The 24793-nt window shown below is 58.4% G+C and carries 19 protein-coding genes; 7 read left to right on the top strand and 12 right to left on the bottom strand.

The window, feature by feature from the left end:
- Window positions 1-55 precede the first annotated feature (55 nt).
- Window positions 56-1255 carry an APC family permease gene (locus QSJ80_RS07000; RefSeq protein WP_285763714.1) on the bottom strand — a complete coding sequence of 400 codons (1200 nt, stop codon included), beginning with the start codon at window positions 1253-1255 and terminating at the stop codon, window positions 56-58.
- A gap of 177 nt (window positions 1256-1432) precedes the next feature.
- Here QSJ80_RS07000 and QSJ80_RS06995 point away from each other — a divergent pair, with 177 nt between their 5' ends.
- Entirely contained in the window at window positions 1433-3343 is a 1911-nt protein-coding gene (locus QSJ80_RS06995) for a DUF885 domain-containing protein (RefSeq protein WP_285763713.1), read from the top strand.
- A 194-nt stretch (window positions 3344-3537) separates the two neighbouring features.
- The gene (locus QSJ80_RS06990) at window positions 3538-5451 is read left to right on the top strand and encodes a DUF885 domain-containing protein (protein ID WP_285763712.1); all 1914 of its coding nucleotides are present in this window, start codon (window positions 3538-3540) and stop codon (window positions 5449-5451) included.
- A 77-nt stretch (window positions 5452-5528) separates the two neighbouring features.
- Here QSJ80_RS06990 and QSJ80_RS06985 read toward each other — a convergent pair whose 3' ends face one another.
- Window positions 5529-6386 (bottom strand): hypothetical protein, encoded by an 858-nt coding sequence (locus QSJ80_RS06985; RefSeq protein WP_285763711.1) that lies wholly within the window; start codon window positions 6384-6386, stop codon window positions 5529-5531.
- 151 nt (window positions 6387-6537) lie between these two features.
- On the opposite strand from QSJ80_RS06985, the gene QSJ80_RS06980 reads away from it, so the two are divergent.
- On the top strand, window positions 6538-7221 hold the full coding sequence (locus tag QSJ80_RS06980; RefSeq protein ID WP_285763710.1) for a type 1 glutamine amidotransferase domain-containing protein: 684 nt from the start codon (window positions 6538-6540) through the stop codon (window positions 7219-7221).
- Between the two features lie 116 nt (window positions 7222-7337).
- Window positions 7338-8219 (top strand): MaoC family dehydratase, encoded by an 882-nt coding sequence (locus QSJ80_RS06975; RefSeq protein WP_285763709.1) that lies wholly within the window; start codon window positions 7338-7340, stop codon window positions 8217-8219.
- 30 nt (window positions 8220-8249) lie between these two features.
- Here QSJ80_RS06975 and QSJ80_RS06970 read toward each other — a convergent pair whose 3' ends face one another.
- The 8 genes from QSJ80_RS06970 to QSJ80_RS06935 all read right to left on the bottom strand — a co-directional run bounded on the left by QSJ80_RS06970 (window position 8250) and on the right by QSJ80_RS06935 (window position 18355).
- Window positions 8250-9959, bottom strand: coding sequence for a Na/Pi cotransporter family protein (locus tag QSJ80_RS06970; protein WP_285763708.1), 1710 nt, complete (start codon window positions 9957-9959; stop codon window positions 8250-8252).
- Between the two features lie 56 nt (window positions 9960-10015).
- Window positions 10016-12508, bottom strand: a complete 2493-nt coding sequence (locus QSJ80_RS06965; protein WP_285763707.1) for an acyl-CoA dehydrogenase — start codon at window positions 12506-12508, stop codon at window positions 10016-10018.
- A gap of 39 nt (window positions 12509-12547) precedes the next feature.
- On the bottom strand, window positions 12548-13819 hold the full coding sequence (locus tag QSJ80_RS06960; protein ID WP_285763706.1) for an ABC transporter permease: 1272 nt from the start codon (window positions 13817-13819) through the stop codon (window positions 12548-12550).
- Complete coding sequence (locus QSJ80_RS06955; RefSeq protein ID WP_285763705.1) at window positions 13819-15030, bottom strand: efflux RND transporter periplasmic adaptor subunit; 1212 nt, start codon at window positions 15028-15030, stop codon at window positions 13819-13821. The genes QSJ80_RS06960 and QSJ80_RS06955 overlap by 1 nt, the downstream gene beginning before the upstream one ends.
- Entirely contained in the window at window positions 15027-16058 is a 1032-nt protein-coding gene (locus QSJ80_RS06950; protein ID WP_285763704.1) for an HlyD family secretion protein, read from the bottom strand. Before QSJ80_RS06950 ends, QSJ80_RS06955 begins: the two co-directional genes overlap by 4 nt.
- Entirely contained in the window at window positions 16055-17017 is a 963-nt protein-coding gene (locus QSJ80_RS06945; protein WP_285763703.1) for an HlyD family secretion protein, read from the bottom strand. Before QSJ80_RS06945 ends, QSJ80_RS06950 begins: the two co-directional genes overlap by 4 nt.
- Window positions 17005-17685 carry an ABC transporter ATP-binding protein gene (locus tag QSJ80_RS06940; protein WP_285763702.1) on the bottom strand — a complete coding sequence of 227 codons (681 nt, stop codon included), beginning with the start codon at window positions 17683-17685 and terminating at the stop codon, window positions 17005-17007. The genes QSJ80_RS06945 and QSJ80_RS06940 overlap by 13 nt, the downstream gene beginning before the upstream one ends.
- 133 nt (window positions 17686-17818) lie before the next feature.
- A complete protein-coding gene (locus tag QSJ80_RS06935) occupies window positions 17819-18355 on the bottom strand; it encodes a lipocalin family protein (protein WP_285763701.1) in 537 nt (178 codons plus the stop codon).
- 76 nt (window positions 18356-18431) lie between these two features.
- Between QSJ80_RS06935 and QSJ80_RS06930 the strand changes: the two genes are divergently transcribed.
- Genes QSJ80_RS06930 through QSJ80_RS06920 form a run of 3 tightly spaced genes read left to right on the top strand, consistent with a single transcriptional unit; the run spans window position 18432 to window position 21624 of the window.
- Window positions 18432-19451: a YbgA family protein gene (locus tag QSJ80_RS06930; protein ID WP_285763700.1), complete on the top strand. Its 1020-nt coding sequence runs from the start codon at window positions 18432-18434 to the stop codon at window positions 19449-19451.
- A complete protein-coding gene (locus tag QSJ80_RS06925) occupies window positions 19441-20178 on the top strand; it encodes an SDR family NAD(P)-dependent oxidoreductase (RefSeq protein WP_285763699.1) in 738 nt (245 codons plus the stop codon). The genes QSJ80_RS06930 and QSJ80_RS06925 overlap by 11 nt, the downstream gene beginning before the upstream one ends.
- A gap of 24 nt (window positions 20179-20202) precedes the next feature.
- Window positions 20203-21624, top strand: coding sequence for a cryptochrome/photolyase family protein (locus QSJ80_RS06920; protein WP_285763698.1), 1422 nt, complete (start codon window positions 20203-20205; stop codon window positions 21622-21624).
- A 49-nt stretch (window positions 21625-21673) separates the two neighbouring features.
- On the opposite strand, the gene QSJ80_RS06915 is transcribed toward QSJ80_RS06920, so the two are convergent.
- Window positions 21674-22156 carry an acyl-CoA thioesterase gene (locus QSJ80_RS06915; protein ID WP_285763697.1) on the bottom strand — a complete coding sequence of 161 codons (483 nt, stop codon included), beginning with the start codon at window positions 22154-22156 and terminating at the stop codon, window positions 21674-21676.
- Between the two features lie 259 nt (window positions 22157-22415).
- Window positions 22416-24746 (bottom strand): DUF1631 family protein, encoded by a 2331-nt coding sequence (locus tag QSJ80_RS06910; RefSeq protein ID WP_285763696.1) that lies wholly within the window; start codon window positions 24744-24746, stop codon window positions 22416-22418.
- Window positions 24747-24793 lie beyond the last annotated feature (47 nt).

Below are 24793 nucleotides of genomic sequence, written 5' to 3'. Positions count from 1 at the left end.
CGATCGATTTTGAGAAAATGTAGTCATATGTTGCGCAGCCGACCAGCTCACCGGTCTAAATCTGCAGCAATACCAGCGCAAAACACAGCAGGAACCCTACTATTGGTACCCACAACGGAAAACAGATCAGGCCGGCATCCGCGGCATCCCCGCGCAGCTTGATCCGTATCAGGGAAATGTTCACCAGGCAGAAGACCACCAGCATAATGAAGCTGGTGGCCTTGGCCAGCACGGTCAACGGGAACCACAGCGCCAGCGCCAGTATGATTACCCCCACCAAAATGGTGGCTAATACAGGCGTATGGGTTTTGGGATGAATGCGGGCAAAGGCCTGCGGGGCCAGATCGCGTTTGGCCATGCCGTACAGGAGGCGCGAAGCCATGATGATCTGGACCAGTGCTCCGTTTACCACTGCAAACATGCTGATCACGCCGATAAACCCCGGTGAATAACCGGCATTTTTCACCATGCTCGCGAGGGGCGCACTGCTTTCTGCCAGCTCTGCTACCGGCATGGTGCGCACTGCCAGGGCGGCGAGTGCCATGTAGAGGAATGTCGAGCAGCAGATGGCGATCAGGATGGCCAGCGGCAGCGCGCGACGGGGGTTTTTGACCTCCTCTGCCACGTTGACCATATCCTCAAAACCGATAAAAGCGTAAAAGGCCAGGAAACTGCCCACCAGCACACCAGCGAGCGCTCCGCGTTCAGGCACTGTGAAGATTTCCCCCCATGCAAGCACGGGTGCACTGTTACGTGTGGCATAAATGACGAACAGTAGCCCCCCCACTTCGATCAGCGTGATCAGGGTGACCGTCAGTGCAGACTGGTTGATCCCCCACAGTGCGATCAGGGTCAACAGCACAATCAGCCCGGTGATCGCCAGGAAGCCGGGCACCTGCACAAAAATTTCCAGATACCCGACAAACCCGTTGGCGATCGTGGCGGCAGAGACAATCCCGGTAGCGGCCACCATCAGGCCAACAAACTGGGTCAGGCGCCGCCTGTGCCAGGCTTCATGGATGTAGGCGGCGGAGCCGGCGCTCGTCGGGACCCGAGAGGAGAACTCTGCGTAGGAGAGCGCAGTAAAAGCGGCGATCAAACCCGCCAGCAGGAAGGCATAAGGCAGTTGCGCCCCGGCTTCCGCGCCGACTTTGCCAACCAGAACATAGACCCCGGCACCGATGATGGTGCCAATGCCATAGAAGCTGATCACCGGCAGTGACAAGGATCGCTTCAGGGCAACAGGTTCAGCCATTTAGTTTCCCAAGTATTTTTATGATCTGTACATTCATTCACCATTATCCACATCAGGCCGGTGTCGCCCTTGATCCCGCTCACTTTTCGGCCAGAAAGTGCCTGCGTCGACTCCGCCAGCGATTCGTGTCAAAGTAGCCGCCGAATTAAACATCGAACCTGACAGAGGCACTGAGACATGCGAACCAAGCTGCACAGCCCCCTGATTCCAAGCCTGCTGGCACTGGCAATCCTGACCGGATGCCAGGGCGAGAAGGCACCTGACGCGGGTAAAAAAGCACCCGAAGCACAAAAGCAGGCCGTTACTGAGACGATAGCAAATGACGCTAAAAGCGCGGCGGACCCCGCCGCCGAGGCCGCACGCCTGACCAAATGGCTGGATGCGAAATACGAAGAAAAGCTGCAGTTCAGCCCCATGTCCCTGAGCTACCTGGGCCGCAAGGAACAGTACGACAAGATCGATGACATGAGCGAAGCGGCGGAAGAGCGCGAACTGGACTGGTTCGGCAAGACGGTAACCGAGCTGAAAACCAGCTTCGATTACGACAAGCTGCCCCCGGCTGCGCAGGAATCCTACGACCTGTGGGTATTCCAGTACGAGCAGGCCCGCGCCAATCACGCGTTCAAGCGCCATGGCTACTTCGCCAACGAGCTGCGCGGCGCCGAGTCTGCCCTGCCTTCCTTCCTGATCAGTATCCACAAGGTCGATACTCTGGAAGACATGCAGGCCTATATCTCCCGTATCGAAGGCATCGCCCGCGGCATGGGCCAGATCCATGAGCGCGCCAAGCTTTCCGCTGCTGAAGGCGTGCGCCCGCCGCAGTTTATCTACGACCTGGCGCAGCAGCGCGCCCAGAAAGTGATTACCGGTGCACCGTTTGGCGGTGAGGGCGAAGCCCCGCTTTTCAAGGACGCGAAGGGCAAGATCAAGACCCTGCAGGAAGCCGGCAAGATCGACGAGAAGACTGCCGCCGAGCTGGAGGCTGCCGCCAGCGCCGCGCTTACTGATAAGTTCAAGCCGGTGTACGAAGAGTTTATCGCCTGGCTGAAAGCCGACCGCGAAAATGCCGACGAAGCGCCCCGCGGAGTGCTGGCATTGCCGGAAGGCGAAGCCTACTACAAGAATCGCCTGGCCAACTACACCACCCTCGACCTGAGCGCGGACGAGGTACACCAGATCGGCCTGGATGAGGTTGCCCGCATCCAGAAGGAAATGGAAGCCATTCGCGAGCAGGTGAAGTTTGATGGTGACCTGCAGAAGTTCTTCAGCTTTATCCGCGATGACGAACAATTCTACTACCCGAACACCGATGAGGGCCGTGAAGGTTACCTTTCCGACACCCGCGCATTCCTCGCCGAAATCGAGAAGAAACTGCCGGAGTACTTCGGCATCCTGCCCAAGGCCAAACTCGAAGTGAAGCGCGTAGAACCCTTCCGCGAAGTCGACGGCGGTGCCCAGCACTACCAGGGCGGCACACCGGATGGCTCCCGCCCGGGCGTCTACTACGTGCATATGTCCGATATGAGCGCCTACTCCAAGAACGACATGGAAACCACGGCCTACCACGAAGGTAGCCCCGGCCACCATATGCAGATCTCGATCGCGCAGGAACTGGAAGGCATCCCGCAGTTCCGCACCCAGGCGGGCTTTGGTGCCTACATCGAGGGCTGGGCGCTGTACTCCGAAATGCTCGCCAAGGAAATGGGCCAGTTCACTGATCCCTACAAGGACTTCGGTCGCCTGACCGCGGAAATCTGGCGTGCCGCACGCCTGGTGGTAGACACCGGCCTTCACGCCAAAGGCTGGACCCAGAACCAGGCCGTAGAGTACTTCCTGCAGAATGCACCGATCCCTGAGAGCGCGGTGCGCTCGGAAGTGCGCCGTTACCTGACCTACCCGGGACAGGCGACTTCCTACAAGATCGGTATGCTCAAGATTCTGGAACTGCGCGAAAAAGCGAAAGCCGAGCTTGGCGACAAATTCGATATTCGCGGCTTCCACGATACCGTACTCGGTGGCGGCTCCCTGCCACTGCCGATGCTGGAAAAACGCTTGGACCGCTGGATCGAGAGCGTCAAGCAGTCCTGATCGGCAGACCGTTAGCGCCATGCGTAAACCCCGGCTCGCAAGAGTCGGGGTTTTTTATTGCCCGACGGCGGGCCCACAATTCGACTAATCCGGCCAATCGTGCAAAAGTTATCCCCGAGTTTCTGACAGGGCCCGAAAGAGGCCAAGAAACAGGAAATATGAAAGCAAGAATGAAAAGGAGAATAAAAAGAAATATGAAAAGGAACATACGAACCAAACAAGCCATTTCCCTGATCCCCGGCATTCTGGCCCTGGCCGTTCTGAGTGGCTGTCAGGGGGACAAGGCACCGGGCATAGATGCAGAACAGGCAACAAAAGCCCAGAACGACGTGGCGGCCGACGATGCCGCAGTTAAAGACCCCACCGCAGAGGCCGAGCGCCTGACCGAATGGCTGGATGCAAAATACGAGGAAAAGCTGCAGTTCAGCCCGATGAAGCTAAGTCGCCTCGGTCGCAAAGCACTGTATGACCAGATCGACGATATGAGCGAGGAGGCGGCGGCCGGGCAGTTGCAGTGGTTTGGCAAAACTGTCGCGGAACTCAAGGCCAGCTTCGACTATGATCGGCTCCCGCCCCTGGCACAGGAATCCTACGACCTTTGGGTATTCGAATACGAGCGCGACAAGGCCAACGACGCCTTCCGGCGCCACCGCTACTTTGCCAACGAATTAGGTGGCCCGGAATCATCTCTACCGTCATTCCTGATTAGCATCCACAAGGTGGAGAGTGTTGAAGACATGCAGGCCTACATTGCCCGTATTGCCGGAATCGGCCGCGCCATCACCCAGTTGCACGAACGGGCCAAACTCTCCGCCGCAGATGGTGTGCGCCCGCCGCAGTTTATCTACGATCTGGCACAGCAGCGTGCCCAGAAAGTGATTACCGGCGCACCGTTCAATGGTGAAGGTGAAGCTCCGCTGTTCAGGGATGCGAAGGGCAAGATCAAGGCCCTGCAGGAGGCCGGCAAGATCGATGAAGAGGCCGCTGCCGAGCTGGAAGCTGCCGCCAGCACCGCACTTACTGGAACATTCGAGCCTGCGTATGATGCCTACATTGCCTGGTTGAAAAGCGACAAGGGAAATGCGGATGTCGAGCCCCGCGGTGTATCGGCGCTGCCCGATGGCGAGGCCTACTATAAAAACCGCCTCGCCAATCACACCACCCTCGATATCAGTGCAGATGCCGTGCACCAGATGGGACTCGATGAAGTTGCCCGTATCCACAAGGAGATGGAAACCATCAAGCAGGCTGCCGGTTTTGAAGGCACCCTGCAGGATTTCTTCACCTATATCCGTGACGACAAGTCGCTTTACTTCCCGAACACTGACGCAGGACGCGAAGGCTACCTGTCAGATACCCGTGGTTTCCTCGCGGAAATCGAGGAAAAGCTACCCGAGTATTTCGGCATTCTGCCCAAAGCCAAACTCGAGGTACAAAGGGTGGAGAAATTCCGAGAGGTTGATGGCGGTGCGGCGCACTACCGGGCCGGGACACCAGATGGCTCACGCCCCGGCACCTATTACATACATATGTCTGACATGGGGGCCTACTCCAAGACCAAAATGGAAACCACGGCCTATCACGAGGGAAGCCCCGGCCACCATATGCAGATCTCCATTGCACAGGAGCTGGAAGGCATCCCGCAATTCCGAACCCAGGCCGGCTTCGGTGCCTACATAGAAGGCTGGGCCCTGTACTCCGAACAGCTGGCCAAGGAGATGGGGCAATTCGAAAATATCCTGATGGATTTCGGCCGCCTCAACTCGGAAGTCTGGCGCGCAGCTCGCCTGGTAGTGGACTCAGGCCTGCATGCAAAGGGCTGGAGCCAGAAGCAGACCGAAGACTACCTTCTCCAAAACACCGCCATCCCGGCCAGTGCAATCCGCTCTGAAGTACGGCGCTACCTGACCATTCCGGGCCAGGCTACGTCCTACAAGAGCGGTATGCTGAAGATCCTGGAATTGCGCGAAAAAGCGAAAGGCGAGCTTGGCGAAAAATTCGATATTCGCGGCTTCCACGATACCGTACTCGGTGGTGGTTCCCTCCCCCTGCCCATGCTGGAGAAGCGCGTGGAGCACTGGATTAGGGAACAGAAAGACGCCGCCTGACAGAAGGCTGCTGAAGTGGGAGGCTCCAGTATCGCACTGGTGCCTTCCTGAAAGCCCCATCGAGCAGTTGCGGCACCCTATTCAAGGAGTGCTGCCACCTCATCCCGCGGAATCCTGTCCTGACGGATGTTGAACAGGTGCTGTTCGCCACCCAGTTTGACCTGCAACGTCAGAATCGCCGGGTCTTTGCGACTGGCGTTGCGCATATCCAGCGCAATAAAACCACCCTGTACTTCCCCTGCGGGTATCATCCGGTCACCAAATATCATTCGCGGAGCCGGCACGGTCTTCCGGTAAGTTATTTTCCGGAATGTCTTGTTGAACGGGTTATCGCCTCCCGGCGATCCCACATAGTACTCTGGAAAATACTTGTAATAGTGGAGAATACCGCTCGTCGACTGCGCGCCGTTCTCACCATTTATCGCGCGTGCCCCGGAACCCAGTTCATTCGATTGCAATAACATTCCCCCAACCCCACCCCGGTTTGCATAAGCGACGTCCTGCAGTGCAGTATCAAAATACAGAGGAGATGAAACCGGCGTGTGATTGGTGTAGTACGTTACGCTCAGGATCTTGCGGGTAGTCTTGGCTTCCCGCCAGAGATTCACTTCATCCTGGGACATCAGTGGAATGCTTACCCTTTCGTTTGCATTATGAAGAAAGCCCCGCACATCCGCTCTGTCGAGCAGGAGATCTTCTGTACCGCCGTTAAAAGCCCAGAAGCGCAGGAACAGCGCCTCTGCTTCCGCATCATAGATAATCTCATCGGTAGACAACGCGAGCAGGTGCCGCCCCTCGGAAAATATTACCGGCTGCCCGTAAACCTCCTTAACTACCTGCTCACCCGTGGCCACTGGGGTATTGGAATAAATCGCAGGAGCGGAGCAACCACCAAGCACCCACGACAGTACCAGTATTTGGACTATTTGTTTCATTCTTGCAACCGTGCAAAATCTTGCGGGAAGATAATAATTACCCTGTTCCAGCCCGCCGGACTATCGGACTGCAACACAATTTTGATCTTTCGGCACGGGATTCATCCGTTTTGCCCTGTTGATCATTCACACAAGCGAGGAATTTTGACTTATGCGTATTCTTATGGTGCTGACGTCTCACGATAAACTTGGTGGCACTGGTGAAAAGACCGGCTTCTGGCTGGAGGAATTCGCCGCCCCCTACTACACGTTCAAGGATGCCGGCGCACAAATCACTCTGGCCTCTCCCGCTGGCGGGCAGCCGCCGCTGGACCCCAAAAGCGACGAGCCGGAGTACCAGACCCGGGCAACCGTGCGCTTCAACGAGGATTCGGCGAGCAAAGCCGAGCTCGCGAATACGCTCAAATTATCCGAAGTCCAAGCCGAAGACTTTTATGCGGTCTTCTACCCCGGCGGGCATGGTCCACTCTGGGACCTGGCCGAAGATGCGCATTCGATCGGGCTGATAGAAAATATGATCGATGCCGGCAAATATGTTGGAGCGGTTTGTCATGCTACGGCCGTACTGCGTAATGTGCGTCAGCCCGATGGCACCCTGTTTGTGAACGGGCGCTCGATCACCGGCTTCAGTAATGCCGAGGAAGAGGCCGTTGGCCTCACCAAAATCGTTCCGTTTCTGCTTGAGGATGATCTGAGAGCACGCGGCGCCAACTTTTCCACTGGCCCAGACTGGAGCGTACACGTGGTCGACGATGGCCACCTCATCACCGGCCAGAACCCGGCTTCATCGGAGAAAGCCGCCGAGATCCTGCTGGAGAAACTGGGGGCCGCCTGATCCGGCAAACGCGACTACCGCCACTGATTCGGTCAGAACCGGGCATTTATTTCAGCAGGTGATTCCTCTAGAGTACGCCTCCTTACAAGGCGCAATTTTTACCAGCGGATTCGGTTATGCGTACGGCAATCAGGACCAAAGAAATCAAGGCCATCCCGGCACTGCCAACAGTGCTGGTGCGGGCCGCCCTCACCCGCAAGCAAAGCCAGGGCGTGGCCGAATTCCAGCCACTGCAACTGGAAGTGCAGGGGGCCCTGGCGGACCCGACAAAGCTGGCCCGGTTCCGCAAGGTCTGTGACCTGCCGGAAACAGGCTTCCTGCCCGTTACCTATCCCCAGGTGATGGCATTCCCCCTGCACCTGCAGTTGATGCTGGAACCCGAGTTCCCCTTCTCCCCGATCGGGGCCGTTCACCTGCGTAACCGCATCGAGCAACATCGTGCAATCGGCGTGGAAGAAGCGCTGGATTTCCAGGTAAAGATGGGCGATGCGCGCCAGGTTGCCAAGGGCTATGAAATTGACCTCATCACCGAGGCACGCAGCCGTAATGAGCTGGTCTGGGAGGCCGTCAGCGTCATCCTGGTACGCAAGGGCGGCAGCGGCGCCAGGCAATCACGCCCGTCGCAGAAGGAAGAAACGTTTGAGTACAGCGTAGACTGGGACCTGCCGGCGACGCTCGGGCGCGAATACGCGTCTGCCTCCGGGGACTACAACCCGATTCACCTGTTCCCGCTCACCGCCAAATTAATGGGCTTCCGTCGCCACATCATCCACGGGATGTGGAGCAAGAGCCGTATTCTTGCTGCACTCATGCCGCGCAATTACGAGGGTGCGGTAACTGCGGAAGTCACCTTCAAGCTGCCAGTCTACCTGCCTGGCAAAGTCAGGTTCATGTACCGCGGCGAGTCCGGGGCTTTCGAGTTTGCCTTGAAGGACGGCAAGGGGCGCAAACCGCACCTTAGCGGCTCGCTCAACTTTACGGCTCCCTCACAGGAGTAACCAGCCTAAACTCCGGGGCAGCGGATATCCCTAGGCCAGGGCCCCGGATTCCTCACCGGGATTCTCGCCTTCGCTGCCCGCGTTTTCGTCATCGTCACCACTGCCCGCTTCCGTATCGGACTCAGCATGCAGGCGCTGTAGCGTCTTGATTGCCTTGAACCACTGCTGCGAAAGTTGCTGTATGCGGGCCAGCAGGTCGATGGCCGACATCATTTCATTGATCTGCAGGCGCGAGGCAGTCCCAGCCATCAGCAATTCGGCTTTCAGCTGGTCGTGCACTTCCTGTACATGGTAGAACTGCTCGTCAAAACCCTCGAGTGTCTCGAAATCCTGCTCGAACAGGTGCACGCCCATCAGGTCCTCAACCAGCTTGCAGAAAGCGTCCAGGTTGTAATCCAGCACTTCACTGTGCAGGTTACCCAGTGCCTTGCGCTTCTTGGCAATGCTCAGGGAAAGGTTGGCACAGGTCACCAGGTACTGGTCTACCCGCATCAGGCTGGCGAGCTGACGTGTGACGCCCTCGCCCAGAGAGCCCCGCTCCAGGCGCACCACAAAGCGCGTGACGGAACCCGACAGGCGCTGGATCACGCCCACCTCTACACCAATACGGGGAATATCCGCCTGGGCCGGGTTCATCGCCTTGCCCGCCACCGCAGCAACTTTTTCCCCGATGGACTTGAGCTCCATTACCAGCGCATTCACCGCCAGCACAGGCGTAACGGCAATCGTCTTGTCCAGGTAACGCGGATTGGACTCCACCTCTTCATACGTTACGAAGCGGGTCTCTAGGAACCTGGCCAGGCGATCATTGAGCGGAAACACCAGCAACACGCCGAGCACATTGAATACCGTATGGAACAGGGCCAGCCGCACACCAGGTGAGGCCTCCATTTCCAGCGCGGTACCGATGTGGTCGACCATATAGAAGATCAGGGGCAGGATGAGCAGCGCAACAATGGCCGTACCCACGTTGAACAACACCTGGGCAAAGGCAACGCGCTTGGCATTGGAGGTCGCTCCAATGGCTGATAGCACCGCCGTCGATGTGGTGCCAACGTTTGCCCCTATCACCATGGCCGCCGCGGCATGGAGCCCAACGACACCGGTGGAGGCCGCAGTAATCACGAGCGCGATTGCCGCACTCGAAGACTGTGTCAGCACCGTCATGGCGATGCCAAGGAACAGAAAAATTACTATGCCGCGCACGCCCTCGGCACCAAAGCTCGCCAGGTTAAGGGATTCCACCACGCCCTCGAAAGCGGTCTTGAGCACGTCCACGCCGACAAAGAACAGCCCGAATCCCACCAGCGCCAGGCCAATCGCGGCACGCCTCGTATCACGGCCCGTCAGGCGTAACAGCATGCCGATACCGATCATCGGCAGGGCGAACGCCTGGATATTGACCTTGAAGCCAACCAGCGCCACCAGCCAGCCGGTCATGGTCGTACCGATGTTGGCGCCGTAAATAATCCCCAACGCCTTGCGCATGCCGATCAGGCCGGCATTGACGAAGCCAATGGAAGCGACGGTAACGGCACTGGAGGACTGTACGATGGCCGTCATCATCAGGCCGGAGAAAACGCCCCTGAGCGGAGTTCTGGTCCATTCGGAGAGTATCTTGCGCAGTGATTCGCCTGCTGCCTGACGCAGGCCATCGGTCATCATGCTTACGGCCAGCAGAAACAGCCCCAGGCCGCCGAGTATCATCCCGGTTACAGTAAATGCTTCGGTCCCGGTCATTCCTGTTTTTTACTTCTTACTATCAGTTCCACGCCTGACCAAACTCCTTCTTGCGATCAGTCCCTTTCCACGATCCTGTGTGTACCCTTGATTGCCGCAGCCTTCTGCCGAATGCCCTCGGCATCAAATGAATCCACGCGAATCACATCGTACAACGCCGTCAGAGCCTCTACCATCTGGGCCCTGTCCTCGCGATCCAGTATCTTGTTGTCGATGGCCCAATCCACCAGCGCCTCGCGCTCGTGGCCCATCAGCATTGCAATGCCATCCAGCTCGTCGGGATCCCGTTTGCGGATGGCATTGTGCAACTCTTCCCGCTGGGCCTGTGTCTGATTGGCAAGGGTATAGGCATTAAGTAGCCTCCCAAGCGCATCGTTCGGGTCATCGGACTGATAAACCCCGCGGGTGATGCGATCGCGCACATCACTGTCGTCCACGATCAGCCTGGCAACCTTCGCGCCCAGCTTGTCATCAGGCTTGCGCAAATAGCCGCTGCCCCAGGGCATAATGAGTATTTTCAGGGGCCAGCGCAAAGCAGCCACCGGGAAATTGTCGATGGCGCGGCGCATGCGGTTCTGGCAATCGTTGAGGCAACGCATCAGGCTCCATTCCACCAGCGGGCGATGGGCCTCCGGGTAGTCCTCCTCATGCCATTGCTTGATCACTGCGGAGGCGTAATAGAGGCCGACCAGGCAATCCGCCATCCGCCCCGACAGGCGCTGGCGCGCCTTGAGGCCGCCGCCAATACTGAACAGGCTGACTTCTGTCATTAGCGAGAAGGCCGCGGAAAAACGATTCAGCTGGCGATAGTAGGAACGGATCTTGCCCTTGCGCGGCGCCTCGGAGAAATGGCCACGGGTCAGTGCCAATACGAAAGCGCGAATTCCGTTGCCCACAGAGTGGGCTGCATGGCGATAGAAGACCCGGTCGAACTGCTCTACCGCACGGGCTTCATCCTGCTGTTCGGCGGCCTCGACTTCCTCCAGTACATAAGGGTGGCAACGGATAGCACCCTGACCAAAGACCATCAAACTCCTGGTAAGAATGTTGGCGCCTTCCACCGTGATACCGATTGGTACCGCCTGATAGGCCCGGGCAATAAAGTTACGCGGGCCGGTGATCACGCCACGCCCCGCCACCACGTCCATGGTGTGATTGACGATGATGCGCATCAGGTCGGTATTGCGATACTTCAGCAATGCGGACGGCACCGAGGGCCGTACTCCCCGATCCAGCATCGAGGCCGTCAGCAGGCGCGCCGCATCCATCATGTAGGTGAAACCCGCAACCGGTTCCAGCGCCTCCTGAATCCCCTCGAACTGGCTGATGGAACGGCCGAACTGTTCGCGCACTTTTGCATAGGCACCGGCAGACAGGCTGCAGAACTTGCCAGAACCCGTTGCCAGCGCGGGCAGCGAAATAGAGCGGCCCACGGACAGGCACTCCATCAGCATCATCCAGCCCTTGCCCAGCATCGGCTGGCCGCCAATCACCTGCTCCATGGGGATAAAGACGTCGCTACCCCAGGTGGGCCCATTCATAAATGGCGTATTCATTGGCAGGTGGCGCGGGCCGCTATTCACGCCGTCGAGATCAGACGGCACCATGACACAGGTGACACCAACGTCTTCCTCACCGCCGAGCAGGCCCTCCGGGTCATACACCTTGATGGCAAGGCCGATTAATGTCGCCACCGGCGCCAGCGTGATATAGCGCTTGTTCCAGGTCACCCGCAGCCCGAGGACTTCCTCGCCCTGCCATTCGCCCTTGCACACAATACCCTTGTCCGGAATGGCCCCGGCATCGGAGCCTGCTACCGGTGAGGTCAGTGCAAAACAGGGAATTTCCTCGCCTTTGCTAAGGCGCGGCAGATAGTAACCCTTCTGCTCGTCGGTGCCGTATTCCAGGATCAGCTCGGCCGGCCCCAGTGAATTCGGCACCATGACAGTGACAGCAGTGGACACACTGCGCGTGGAGAGACGCATGACGATTTCGGAATGCGCCACCTCGGAAAAACCCTTGCCGCCAAATTCCTTCGGGATCATCAGGCCAAAGAAGCCCTCATCGGACATGTACTGCCAGACGTCCGCAGGCAAATCCAGGAGCTCATGGGTAATACGCCAGTCATCCACCATTGCGCACAGCGTATTCACCGGGCCGTCGATAAATGCGCGCTCTTCCTCCGAAAGCTGCCCATGGCTGTAGGCATGCAGCTTGTCCCAGTCCGGGCGCCCGGAAATCAGCTCGCCGTCCCAGTCGACGGTGCCGGATTTCAGTGCCTGCCGCTCGGTATCAGAAAGGGCCGGCAGCATGCCGCGGATTTGCGCCAGCAAAGGCTTGCTGATTTTGTCGCGACGCAAATCATTGGGAAACACGAGAATTGCGGCGCCAAACAGCAGCAGTGCAGAAATGAGTAGTGAAAAGAAATGCCAACCATCAAAGGAGACGCCAAGCAGCGTCGCCAGTGCCAGCACAACAAACCCCCGCACGCCACCAACCCCGAGGAAAAGCAGTGTGATGATCGCAAGAAAGAAAAACAGCAGGCTCATGCCAGCCTCCGCAAACTCTGTTTGATAACAAAGCTTACATCAATCGCTTTGCAACGCGTCTATCGGGTTCAACTGGGAAGCTTTTACCGCCGGATAAACACCAAACAGCAAGCCAATACAGGCACAAACGGAAAATGCGAGAAAAATAGCGCCAGCAGACCAGGACACCGCCCAGTTGGCATAGATCGCAATAATCTCGGAAAGCAGCACGCCAAACAGGATACCGAGCATGCCACCGAGAATGGCGACCGTAAAACTCTCCACCATATACTGGTTGCGGATGTCCTTCCGCGTAGCGCCTATGGCGCGCAGCAGGCCAATCTCGCGTGTGCGCTCCAGCACCGTGGCCAGCATGATGTTCATAATGCCAATGCCGCCGACCAGCAGGGATATACCCGCCACGCAAGACATGACGATATTGAAGATCGCCTGGGTCTCCATCTTCTGCGCCATCAGCGCAGCGGGCACCACCAGTGCATAGTCGTCTACACCGTTGTGGCGACGTTTCAGCAGATGATCCACCGCAAGTGCCGCCTCTGAGGCATCAACTTCATCGGCCAGCCGGAAACGCAGTTCGCTGACTTCGCTTGCCAGTTTCTCTGCCGGAAACCGGTGCAGGGCCGTACTGAACGGGATAAAGACCTGGCGTTGCTCACCGCCGAGCTTGACCCCCTGGAAGTCCTTTCCATCGAAAAACGGGGATTCAAGCACACCGACCACCCGGAACCAGAGCCGGTTGATCTTGATCAGCTGGCCGAGCGCCTCACGCTCCCCGAACAGTTGCCGGGCCACGGACGCCCCCAGCACGGCCACCTGTGACGATGCGTTTTCATCGCTGACATCAAGCAGCCTGCCCCCCGCCAGATGAAACTCAGACAGGCGGAAGAACTCCGGGCTGACGCCCTGCGCCGCGGCATCGCTGGTACCAAAATCGCTGTATACGCTGTAGGTTTCTATCCTGCGCCTGACACTGAATGCCTCGATAAAATGCAGGGTCTCAATTGCAGCTTCGCCATCCTGGATACTGAGTCCCGTGGATTTCTTGCGCTGCTCGTAGAGCTCCTCTTCCTCGATATCGCGACTTTCTACAATCAGGTTGTGCAAACCCATTGTCTCGATCATGCGCAGCGCTTCATTCTCGGCACCCTTGCCGATATTCAGCATGGCAATCACAGCACCGACACCAAATATCATACCGAGCAGGGTAAGGAAGGTGCGCAATTTATGCTGGCGCAACTCAGCAAGTGCTTCCTGGACCTGTCCGGCAAACGCGCGCAGATCCTTCGGCAAGTCCGTTAGCTTCATCGTCATCAGTACATGGCTCCGTCCCGCTCAGGCGCAACATCGAACAGGGCGATACGCTCGCCGCCCTGCAGCCCGGAAAGTATTTCCACATGGGTCAGGCTGGGCTTGCCGGGTTCGACTACCCGCTTCTGGAAGCTGCCATCCGCGTACAGGTACACAAAAGGCTTTTCTTCCTCATAAAAAACACTCTGCAGGGGAATGGACAGCTTCTCACTTTCGGGGGATGCAATAATTTCGGCAAGTATCCGGCTTCCGATCTTCACACCCGCTGGATAGGGTTTTTCGATACTGACGGTTACATCGTAATACTTCTGTGGATTGCCACGCTCCCTTGACGCCGGGGAGCCACTGACTTCCTTTACCGTGCCTTTAAATTTTTGCTCCTGCGCCACTTCCAGCCACAGGGAAACCTCCTGGCCAGGTGCCAGCCCCAGCGCATCCTTTTCCAGCACAGCGAGCTTCGCCTGCAACACACTGAGGTCCGGCAGACTGGCAATCTTGTGGCCACGCCAGAGGGAACTTCCCACTCGCGGCTTTTCCCCGCGCCAGTTACGCTGGTAGGTCAGCATACCGTCATGCGGCGCCCGTATTTCCAGGCCGGAAAGGTCCTCATCCAGGCGCACAACCTTGTCGCGATACATCTCCTGCTTCATGCGCAGCACATCCAACTCTCCGGTGGCCTCACTGCCAAAGCGCTGCTCCTTCCAGTCGAGGTGGTCGAGTTTGGTATCCAGGAATTCGATGTTTTCCAGCTCCTCAAGGATTTCCAGGCGACTCCTGATGGTTTCATCCTGCACGGAAAACTGCTCGGTGAAGGTCTTTTCCTCGCCGGTCTGGTACTTGTCCAGCTCGATCCCCCTGAACTCCACCCCAAGCTCGGCATTCTTTTCCAGCAGTTCCTGCTCGGCTATTGCCAGCTTGCCGGTTTCATCCAGGCGCGCCTTCATCATCATTTCGCCATCGAAGCGGGCAATGACATCGCCCTCCTTGACCTGGGTAAATTCCGGAGCCAACCAGGCAACATACTTCTGTCCGTCACCAGCCGCCGGAACTGTGATAACTGTCATTTCTGCAGCTTCTACTTCCCCGGCAGCAGGAACCCGTACACTTTTGCTTGCGATTGCAACGGTGTGCAGGATCGGCTCGCGGGCCTCCTGCTCGCACCCACCCAGTAACACAGCGCTAGCCAAAATGGCACTCAGCGAAATGCACTTCATTCTTCTCGCCCCGCAATCTCCGCATCTGCATTGACCGGCTCTGCCGCCAGAAATTCCACGTTCACCGTCATGCCCGGCCGGAAGGTCTCCGTATCCTGTCGCTCGAGAGATAGCAGCACGTCCACCACGCGGCGATTGTCACCCTTGGACTTGTCACGCACGACGCCACCGATTTTCTCCACCCGTCCCTCCACCGATGACAGCGCATTGCCCTCGAGCACAATCTCCACCGGCTGGCCAATGGCAATACGTCCCAGTTCCGACTCTGCCACCTGGGTAATCACCTGCATCTCGTCGAGAACGGAAACCTTCAGGACCGGCTGCCCAAGACGGACAGTTTCGCCAACGGCTGGCTTTTCTCCCTGCCAATCAGGCAGGTACTGCACCGAACCGGCAATGGGTGAGCGCACCCGCAGGCGCTTTAGTTCGTTCGACAGCTGGGCTGTCTCCGCCTCAAGGAACTCCACCTTCTTCTCGATGAGACCGATATTCAGCACCCCGGACGTCTCTCGGAATTCCGCCAGCTGCCTGGCCAGCGCCAGTTCATTCTCTGCGATCTCGAAATCGATCTGTGCTTTCTTTCGCTCATTCCTGGACAGGGACTGGTCGACAATCTCCGCCTTGCGCCTCGCTTTCTCGAAGCCCGCGCGTTTTTCCGCTATATTCAGGGCATCATCCTGGCGAACCTTCTCTTCTTCACTGACCTTGTTTTTCAGCTCGGTTCTCGCGCGCTCAAGCTCAGACTGCTTTTCCAGCAACCTGTCCCGCACATTCTTGTCATCAAACGCAACAAGCATGGTGCCCTTGTCGATCACGGTGTTTTCCCCAACCATGCGCTTGATGTTGAAATTCCACATTCTGGAAATGGCCGGCGCTGTAACAGTCACGCTACGGGCCGAGGCGAATTCACCAGTCGAGGTGAGGAGCGGAGCCTCCTCCCCGGCCACAGACTGAACACGCACTTCATCGGTGCACCCTGCAAGAACGACTATCGAATACAGAGAGATATACAGCAGCCTGTTTCTCATTGCCGCCCCTCCAGTTCCAGTTCCATCTCCAGCCTTGCACTCATACCCGGTAGCAGGGTCTTGGTTTCCGGCGCCTCGAAGGCAAACTCGGCACGATAATAGAGCCCGGGGCCGATGGCTTGCATTTTCTCCGGCTGGGTTTCCACCGCTACCAGCTCTGCCTCTAATGCCAGGCCCGGGAAGGCATCAAACACCAGGTTTGCCCCCTGGCCGCTGGCAAGGCGATCGACGTCCACTTCATGCACCCACACTTCAACGAAGGTATCGGTTAAGGCGGGAATCTGGGCGATTTCCCAGTTCGGGTTCACTGTCATGCCCACATAAATCGGGTCACCCCGCCATGGGTGCTTGCCATAGACTACGGGACCCACCCGGTCCGCGCGCTGGCTCATGCGCTCCAGCTGTTCTTTCTCATTCGCCAGCGACCTCTCCGTATTGGCGATGGTGAGGCGCTGCTTCTCAAGCGCCACTTTCTTTGCCAGCTGCGCCTGCTGCAATTGCTCGCGCGCCTTCTGCACCTCGGTTTCTGCCTTTTTCTTTTCCAGCTGGAAGTTTTCATAATCCAGCGAACTCAGGAATTTCTCGGGCACACCCGCATCCACCTCGGCCTTCTGCAGCTGGAGCTCTGCACGGCGCAGGCCGAATTCCTTTTCAATAACGTTCTGCTGCTGCTCAATCTCCTGCTTTTGCAAGGTTTCCAACTGGGTGTTGAGCTGCGAGGTGAGGGAATCGATGGAGGACTGGATAGAGCCGCCGTCAAACACCACAACGATGTCGCCCGGCTGCGCCACACTGCCTTCCGGCATCATCCATTCGATCTGTACCCGCCACGTCTTGGTGTGCGGGGCGATGAAATGTTGTTTTTCGCGGGTCTGCAACTGCCCTGTCAGGAGCAGGGGCGATTGTGCATGGATAACACAGGAAAAACCCAGTAAGGCAATGCTGATCAAGCGGTGCACAGGCTGTCCTCCACTACAACGCCGTCACTCATGCGGATCACCCGCTCCGCCCGTGCAGCGATTTCCGCTTCGTGCGTCACCATCACGATGGTCTGGCCCTCAGCATGCAGGGACGAGAGCAGGTCCAGGATCTCAAGCGAGGTCTTGCTGTCCAGGTTACCCGTCGGCTCGTCGGCAAAGATTACTTTCGGGTTATTGACCAGGGCCCGGGCGATTGCCACGCGCTGGCGCTGGCCACCCGACATTTCGAACGGCTTGTGGTCGAGGCGGTGTGCCAGGCCGACCTTACACAGCATTTCCCGGCCTCGCGCCCTGCCCTCCTCCTTGTCGACATCGGCATAGCGTAGTGGCAGTGCGACATTTTCGACCGCACTCAGGCGCGGCAACAGGTGGAAGGTCTGGAAGATGAAGCCGATATGACGATTGCGGATATCTGACAGGGTGTCATCGTCAAAGTCCCGGACCTCGTGCCCGTCCAGCCAGTACTGGCCGCGCGTGGGCTGATCGAGGCAACCGAGGATATTCATCAGGGTGGACTTGCCTGAACCGGACGCCCCCATGATTGCGACAAATTCACCGGTCCCGATTTCGAGGCTGACGCCGGCAAGGGCGGTCACCATGGCCTGTCCCTCGCCGTAGGTGCGGCAAATATCGCTCACCCTGATCACAATACACCCTTTGTATTTACGAATAGATTGTTATTAGAACCCGATTAAACCGGATACTAACAAAGGGCTAAAGTTAAGTTGTGCAAATTACCTGCATTTACATCAATTATCATGGCGGCACGGTACGGGTGCTTTAGCGTGGCTGTTTAACCCAGATCAGCTGCTCCAGATCAAAGCCCAATTGCCCGGCCCTCTGCAGGAATTGATCACGCACCGCATCAGGCACCTGCGGTGTCCGCGCGAGCAACCACAGGTAGGAGCGGCTGCTGCTGGTCACAAACGCATACTGGTAACCCTCACGTTCCAGTTCAAATACAACGTAGGATCCATAAAATGGCCCGAAGAAGGACACTTCCAGATGCCCCACGGACGGGTCACCGGCAAAGCGCGCCTTGCCCTCGGCCTCTTTCCAGCGCCCTTCATCGGCGAGATAGCCGCGATTGATTACCTTCACGCTGCCGTCCGGCTTGCGTGAGTACTCGGCCGTAACCCGGCTCATACCCCGCTCGAAGCGGTGGTCCAGGCGCGCAATCTCGTACCATTGCCCCAGGTAGCGATCCAGCTCGAAATCCCTTACCGGCTCTACCCCCGCGGGGACCCCGGTACAACCGGCAAGCGTGGCGGCAAAAGCGATGGCGAGCACCAATCTGGACGTTCGAATCAGCGACATTGTCGGCTCCGGTATAGGCGAATCCATTGAGTCATACTTTATTATGCGTTGAGGCAACCCAGAAGGTCCGCAGGTAATGGCAAAAAAAGAAGAAATTCCGGTCTTGGAAGTCCGCAATGAGAGCACCGTGGAAGCAGACGTCGGCGAAGCCGGCAAGATCCCGGTTGGCCTGAGCGCCTGCCTGGCGGGCTATGAAGTGCGCTACAACGGTGGCCACAGCCAGTCCAGGTTGTGCCTGCGCACCCTCAGCGAGTTTTTCACTTTCCGCACTTTCTGCCCAGAAGTTGCTGCCGGCTTCGGCATCCCGCGCCCCACCATGCGCCTGAGTGGCTCACCCGAGGCGCCGCGCCTGACCCTGAGCGACGATGCCAGCGTCGACCTTACCGACCAGCTCATGAACGCGGTCAACCCGAAGCTCGATGAATTCGACGGCCTCGACGGTTATATCCTGATGAAGAATTCCCCCAGCTGTGGCATGGAGCGCGTCAAGATCTATCGCGACAACGGCTACCCCTATGATGAAAAAGGCAGCGGATTTTTTGCCGCGGCGCTCATGGAGAAATACCCGCTGCTGCCGGTGGAAGAGGAAGGGCGCCTGCACGATGCGCGCCTGCTGGAGAATTTCGTACTGCGGGTCTATGCCCATCATAACTTCCGCCAGGAGGTACTCGCCGAGCCCAGCCACCACAAGCTGATCCAGTTTCACAGCAGCTACAAGTACGTGCTGATGGCGCACCACCAGCAGTCACCCCGGGACCTGGGTCACCTGCTGGCGGATGCTGGCAAACAGCCACTCGGCACCCTGGTACAGGAGTACTTTGAGGCGTTTATGGAGGCGATCAAGAAACCCGCCAGTACCCGCAACCACACCAATACCCTGATGCATATTCTCGGGTACCTGAAAAAGGATGTGCCGGCGCCAGCGCGCCAGAATATCCTCGATACGATTCACCGCTACCGCCAGGCCGAAGTCCCGCTGGTGGTGCCCCTGACCCTGCTCAGTCACTATATCGACCAGGCCGGCAGTGACTATATCCGCGCGCAACGCTACCTGCAGCCGTATCCCCAGTCGCTCGGCCTGACCAATGCTATTTAAGCGGCTGCACCGCCCCCTGAACGCCGCCGTCATCGGTGCCAGTGGCGCACTTGGGAGTGCTTTCATCCGGCACGTGTCAGCCCTGCAACCCTGTCATATCAGTGCCTGCGCCCGCAGGCCACTGTCCTCACTTCCGGACAATGCCAGCTTCTGCGCCCTTGATCTCGGAGATGAAGCGTCGATTGAGCAGGCGGCAGCTGCGGCCAGCGAACACGGCCAGCTCGACCTGGTGATCGTGGCATCCGGCATCTTGCACGGCGAGCAAGTAAGGCCGGAAAAGCGCCTGGCGGATATATCACTCGGGAGCCTCGAGCAGGTTTTCCGGGTCAACACCTTCGGTCCGGCGCTGGTTGCCAAACACTTCCTCCCCAAACTGCGCCGCGATGGTCCGGCGATCTTTGCGGCGATTTCAGCGCGGGTCGGCAGCATCTCTGACAACCGGCTGGGCGGCTGGTATGCCTACCGGGCCTCCAAAGCCGCACTCAACATGCTGCTGAAAACCGCCAGCATTGAACTGGCGCGCCTCAATGACCAGGGGATAATCGCCGGGCTGCACCCGGGTACCGTCGACAGCGCGCTGTCCAAACCGTTTCAGAGCAACGTGCCGGAGGGCAAGCTGTTTGATGCAGACTATTCCGCCGGCCAGTTACTCAAGGTGCTGGATGGCCTGGAAGCTTCTGATTCCGGCAAGGTCTTTGCCTGGGACGGGCAACAGGTTCCCTACTAGAGACAGAATCCCGGAGAACTTCACATGCCAGCCAGAAATCCCGTCATCATGTGGTTTCGCAGGGACCTGCGTCTTGCGGACAATCCTGCCCTTGCCGCAGCTGCGGAGGCTGGCCGGGTACTGCCGGTATTTATCCTCGATGATGATGCGGCCGGGAAAGACGCGCCGGGCGCGGCCAGCCGCTGGTGGTTACATCATTCCCTCAAAGCGCTGAACCGGTCATTACGCAACAAGCTACGCCTGTACCAGAGTGACGCCGTCGAGGTCATTTCCGCCCTGTGCGACCAGCATGAAGTGACCGGTGTTTTCTTCAATCGTGCCTACGAACCCTGGCAGGCGAAACAGGACGAGACGCTGCGCAAGGCCCTGGATGCCATTGAAGTCCCGGTAAAGACCTTTAACGGCCGGCTGCTGTGGGAACCCTGGGAGATACTGAAGGGAGACGACACCCCTTACCGGGTGTTCACACCCTTCTACAAAAACGCTCGCCAGAATGGCCCGGCCGTGGGCCGCCCCAAACCGGCGCCGGAGCAACTGCAGGTTTACGGCGAACCCTGTGAAGACCAGCCCCTCGAGGCACTTGCGCTACTGCCGCAACACGCCTGGCCCGAAACTCTCAGGTCGCACTGGCAACCGGGTGAAGAGGGCGCAATGGAAAGGCTGGACGACTTTATCAAAAACGGCCTGCCCGACTACAAGGCGGGCAGGGATTTCCCCGCGCTCGAATCCGTAAGCCGGCTGTCGCCCCACCTGCACTGGGGCGAGGTTTCTCCGCGCTCCGTCTGGCATGCAGCAGGAAACGCAGGCAGTGATGCCAACATTGAGCACTTCCAGCGCGAACTCGGCTGGCGCGAGTTCTCCTACAGCCAGCTGTATCAGTTTCCCGACCTGCCGCGCAAAAACCTGCACAGTAAGTTCGATCCGTTCCCGTGGAAAAAAGACGATAAGGCATTACGAGCCTGGCAGCGCGGCATGACGGGATACCCCATTGTCGATGCCGGCATGCGCGAGCTCTGGCAGACCGGATACATGCACAATCGTGTGCGCATGATCGTGGGCTCATTTCTGGTCAAAAACCTGCTGCTGGACTGGCGCCATGGCGAGGCCTGGTTCTGGGACTGCCTGGTAGACGCGGATCTCGCCAGCAACAGTGCGAGCTGGCAATGGGTGGCCGGTTGTGGCGCAGATGCGGCGCCCTACTTCCGCATCTTCAACCCGATTACCCAGGGTGAAAAATTCGATGCAAAAGGAGAGTACACCCGGCACTTTGTACCCGAGCTTGCGAAGATGCCAGAGAAGTACCTGTTTCGTCCGTGGGAGGCGCCAGAGGAAATACTGGAAGAGGCCGGCGTGACAATTGGCGAGAGTTATCCCGCGCCGATTGTCGAGCTCCGCTTCTCACGCGAGCGCGCACTGGCTGCCTTCAATGCACTGAAAGAAGGCTGAAGGAGGGCTGAAGCCAGCCCCCACTCTACTTTGCTCCGTCAATAACACCTCAGGCACTGCGTGTCTGCGCCCAAACTGCCGCACCACCCGCGCGTAGCGGCGCCCCGATCTCATCCGGTGTTGCTCCGGTGAGTTTGTGTGACGTCGGCCTGCCGGCGTAATCCAGGGCCACCATGACAATACGCTCTACGTTGACGATACGGGCCTGGGTCTCCTTGTTGCGCATCTCACAGCGCAGAGTCAGGGATGTGCGCCCGATGGCAACAACCTCGATGCCAAACTCCACCACATCGCCACAACGGGCCGAACTTACGAAATCAATTTCCGACATGGCCTTGGTAACCAGTTGCGAAGTGCCCATCTGGCAACCGGCGAAAATCGCGGCTTCCTCGTCAATCCAGGCCAGGGCCTGGCCGCCGAACAGCACTTCGGCCGGGTTCAGGTGACAGGGTCTTACAAAATGTCTCGAATAGTATTTCACGTTGAGCTCCAGTTTTACTTCGCTGCGCAGGCCCGGAAATGATGCCTGCACCTGAGGGATTGCAGGAAATATGCCAAGTGAAAATGCGGGGAAAAGCAGCGGTATCCCGCGCAAATGCGGTGAAACCTGCGGTCACCTTCCGGCTGCGCTGCGCCAGCGCGGTGCTGCCTGCACAAGTGCAGGGCAACAGAGAAACAACGTTCGCGATTTGCGAAGACCGGGTCAGACCACCTTGGAAAAATCCGCCAGATGAAAAAAGCCGGCGTCAGGTAACCTGACGCCGGCTTCGAAGTGAACAAAAAAGGGCGATCTAGACCGCGATCTTCAGCTCGGTTTCACCGATATTACCGACCACATACTTGAGCGCGCGCTCAAACAGCGGACCGTTTTCCAGCGGTTCGAGAATGCCGTCATGCAGTGCCTGGGCAAACTCGAGGCGGCTGTATACCGCGGCCTTGGTCCCATTGCGGTTGGCAAACATAAACTGGTCGGTATCCTTGATCATCGCCACCAGGCGGCAGCGCACGGAAGGTTTTTCCGGCAGTGAAAGACGGAACCAGCTGTTTTTCAGGTGCATGGTCTGTTGCCAGTACTTGTCGACCACCTCAACCTTGCGCGGCTCCGGGGTGGGCTTAAGCGTGGCCTTCTCGGCCAACTGCTCGATGTCCTTCGCCTCCGGCACCGGCTTGACCTCGCGAACCGGTCGCGGCACCACGTCTTCCTTGCTCGCCTCTGCCCGGCTCACATAGAAGAATTCCAGCTGGTCGAGGAACTGCTGCTTGTCGCCCTGTTTGAGGGACATGGTGTGCAGCTCTACCTTGATACGACCGAGGAGGCTTTCCTTGAGCTTGGCGATCTGCGCGGCCGCCTGCGGCATTGGCGCTGTGACGCTCCAGGCGAGGTCACGCGCTATTGCCACGCGGTCGCGCCAGGCGGTGCTACCTGTACCCTGCTGCAGGCAGGTGCGCAGCAACAGGTTGCGCCATTCGGTGTTGAGCATCCGCTCGACAAAGTCCGGCAACTGACGGTCCTTCAGGATGGCGTCGATCACCGTGCAGACTTTCTTGCGCCCCAGCTCCAGTCGCGCGCGGGCCTCGATGTCCTCGACGGTCCGGCGCTCCATCATGCTGGCCCGCTTCTTCTCGCGGGCACAGTAGGCGCGGAACTCCTGCAACAACTTCTCAAACAGCTGCTGGTCACTGTTAAATTCGGCAATGACCGTTTCCACGACTTCACGCACCGCCTTGAACAGCGGATCGTTTTCATAGTCTTCCGGCAGCTGCCAGCCGATCGCCGCATCCGCAACCTCGTTCAGGAGTTTGCGCGCCGGGTGTCCGGCCTTGGCGAAGAACGCCTTGTCTGCGACAGCAATCTTAAGGAACGGTAACTGCAGCCGGACCAGCTGCGCCTTGATCGGGTCCGCCAGGTTGCGGTCCTCCAGCACGAAGGAGAACAGCATATCCACCAGGCGAATGACTTCGTTATCCAGCTTGCCCAGCGAAGCGCTGCGCTTGGCCGTAACCAGCTGCTCTGTCAGTACTGCGTTGATATCCAGCACCTGCCCCTCGGGCTGTGCCATCTGCGGAATCTGGAACTGCAGCTCACCGAGGAACTGCAACAGGTTCTGGGTCGGTAGCTGGGGGGCACCCTGTCCCACCGGCATCAGCCCCGGGGCGAAACCGAATCCGCCGCCCTGTCCAGCGCCGCCCTGGCCCGCAGCACCTTGAACGGCACCACCTGCCATGCCGGCCAGTGCCGCCTGGAAGCCCGGCAATGCCGGTACCTGGAACTGACCATCACCGTCCGGGGAAACGCCCAGCGCCTTTGCCAGTGCCTTGGCGGCATTTGCCCGTGCTGTATTGGAGCCCGGGGACTGGCGACGCTGGTGCGGGTTCTTGAGCGAAGGCAGCACGCCTGCATTTACCAGTGCGCTGTTACAAGTCTCATAGAGTTCGCCCAGCTTCAGCATCATCTGCTTTTCAAACTTCTTCAGGAAAACCAGACGTGTCTTGAGGGAGATGTTCAGCGGCTGCATCGAATCGATGAGGCGTTCACAAAGGATGGCCGGGCCAATCGGCAGGTTCTCGTCGTAAACCTTGCCCGGCAACAGCGAATCGAGGCGCAGTGACAGCTCGGCAATCGGGGTCATCAAATCGCGTGAGGCGTTGGAGACCAGCGACTTGACGATCACCTCCTGTTCCAGGTCGGCATCCTGCACCAGCGACAGCTCGCCAGTGGGCCCCTCTTCCGCCGCAATCGTGCTCCTGGGCTCCTGCGGCCGGTGGAAGCACTCGCGGATCTGGGAGATGACAGTTTCCACCAGGCGGGTCTTTTCCATGCGCAGCGTGCGCAGATCGGCGAATACCGTATCCTGGTCGGCCTGCGACTGGGCTTTTTCCGCCATTGTAAACAGCGTGTCATCCACGTCGGCGAAAATCGCAGAAAATTGTTCGAGCAGCCAGTCTTCCGTGGCTTCGAACACTTTCTTGACGATACCGTGGAATTCCGCGGGTCTTGCGGCGGCTTTCTGGGGTGGGCTGGTGTGTAATGGGCTGTCTTGAGCCGCGCTACCGGATGTGGTTCCTTCCATATCCAGTGAGTCGGGGTTGCGAAGCTCGCCCGGGCGATAAGTGATATCCATATCCTACTCGTGTGACGTCCAATGCAGGCTGGCCTCCCCGGGATCAC

Source organism: Biformimicrobium ophioploci (assembly GCF_030270605.1).
GTDB lineage: Bacteria > Pseudomonadota > Gammaproteobacteria > Pseudomonadales > Cellvibrionaceae > Biformimicrobium > Biformimicrobium ophioploci.
The sequence above is the reverse complement of the archived record's forward strand: the minus strand, read 5'-3'. Positions and strand labels throughout refer to the sequence as shown.

Excerpts from the sequence above, each read along its gene's own strand:
- QSJ80_RS06965 (WP_285763707.1), bottom strand. The coding sequence starts at position 12,508 with ATGAGCCTGCTGTTTTTCTTTCTTGCGATCATCACACTGCTTTTCCTC.
- QSJ80_RS06920 (WP_285763698.1), top strand. The coding sequence starts at position 20,203 with ATGCCAGCCAGAAATCCCGTCATCATGTGGTTTCGCAGGGACCTGCGT.
- QSJ80_RS07000 (WP_285763714.1), bottom strand. The coding sequence starts at position 1,255 with ATGGCTGAACCTGTTGCCCTGAAGCGATCCTTGTCACTGCCGGTGATC.
- QSJ80_RS06930 (WP_285763700.1), top strand. The coding sequence starts at position 18,432 with ATGGCAAAAAAAGAAGAAATTCCGGTCTTGGAAGTCCGCAATGAGAGC.
- QSJ80_RS06960 (WP_285763706.1), bottom strand. The coding sequence starts at position 13,819 with ATGACGATGAAGCTAACGGACTTGCCGAAGGATCTGCGCGCGTTTGCC.
- QSJ80_RS06995 (WP_285763713.1), top strand. The coding sequence starts at position 1,433 with ATGCGAACCAAGCTGCACAGCCCCCTGATTCCAAGCCTGCTGGCACTG.
- QSJ80_RS06935 (WP_285763701.1), bottom strand. The coding sequence starts at position 18,355 with ATGTCGCTGATTCGAACGTCCAGATTGGTGCTCGCCATCGCTTTTGCC.
- QSJ80_RS06985 (WP_285763711.1), bottom strand. The coding sequence starts at position 6,386 with ATGAAACAAATAGTCCAAATACTGGTACTGTCGTGGGTGCTTGGTGGT.
- QSJ80_RS06975 (WP_285763709.1), top strand. The coding sequence starts at position 7,338 with ATGCGTACGGCAATCAGGACCAAAGAAATCAAGGCCATCCCGGCACTG.
- QSJ80_RS06990 (WP_285763712.1), top strand. The coding sequence starts at position 3,538 with ATGAAAAGGAACATACGAACCAAACAAGCCATTTCCCTGATCCCCGGC.
- QSJ80_RS06910 (WP_285763696.1), bottom strand. The coding sequence starts at position 24,746 with ATGGATATCACTTATCGCCCGGGCGAGCTTCGCAACCCCGACTCACTG.
- QSJ80_RS06950 (WP_285763704.1), bottom strand. The coding sequence starts at position 16,058 with ATGAGAAACAGGCTGCTGTATATCTCTCTGTATTCGATAGTCGTTCTT.
- QSJ80_RS06970 (WP_285763708.1), bottom strand. The coding sequence starts at position 9,959 with ATGACCGGGACCGAAGCATTTACTGTAACCGGGATGATACTCGGCGGC.
- QSJ80_RS06925 (WP_285763699.1), top strand. The coding sequence starts at position 19,441 with ATGCTATTTAAGCGGCTGCACCGCCCCCTGAACGCCGCCGTCATCGGT.
- QSJ80_RS06955 (WP_285763705.1), bottom strand. The coding sequence starts at position 15,030 with ATGAAGTGCATTTCGCTGAGTGCCATTTTGGCTAGCGCTGTGTTACTG.
- QSJ80_RS06980 (WP_285763710.1), top strand. The coding sequence starts at position 6,538 with ATGCGTATTCTTATGGTGCTGACGTCTCACGATAAACTTGGTGGCACT.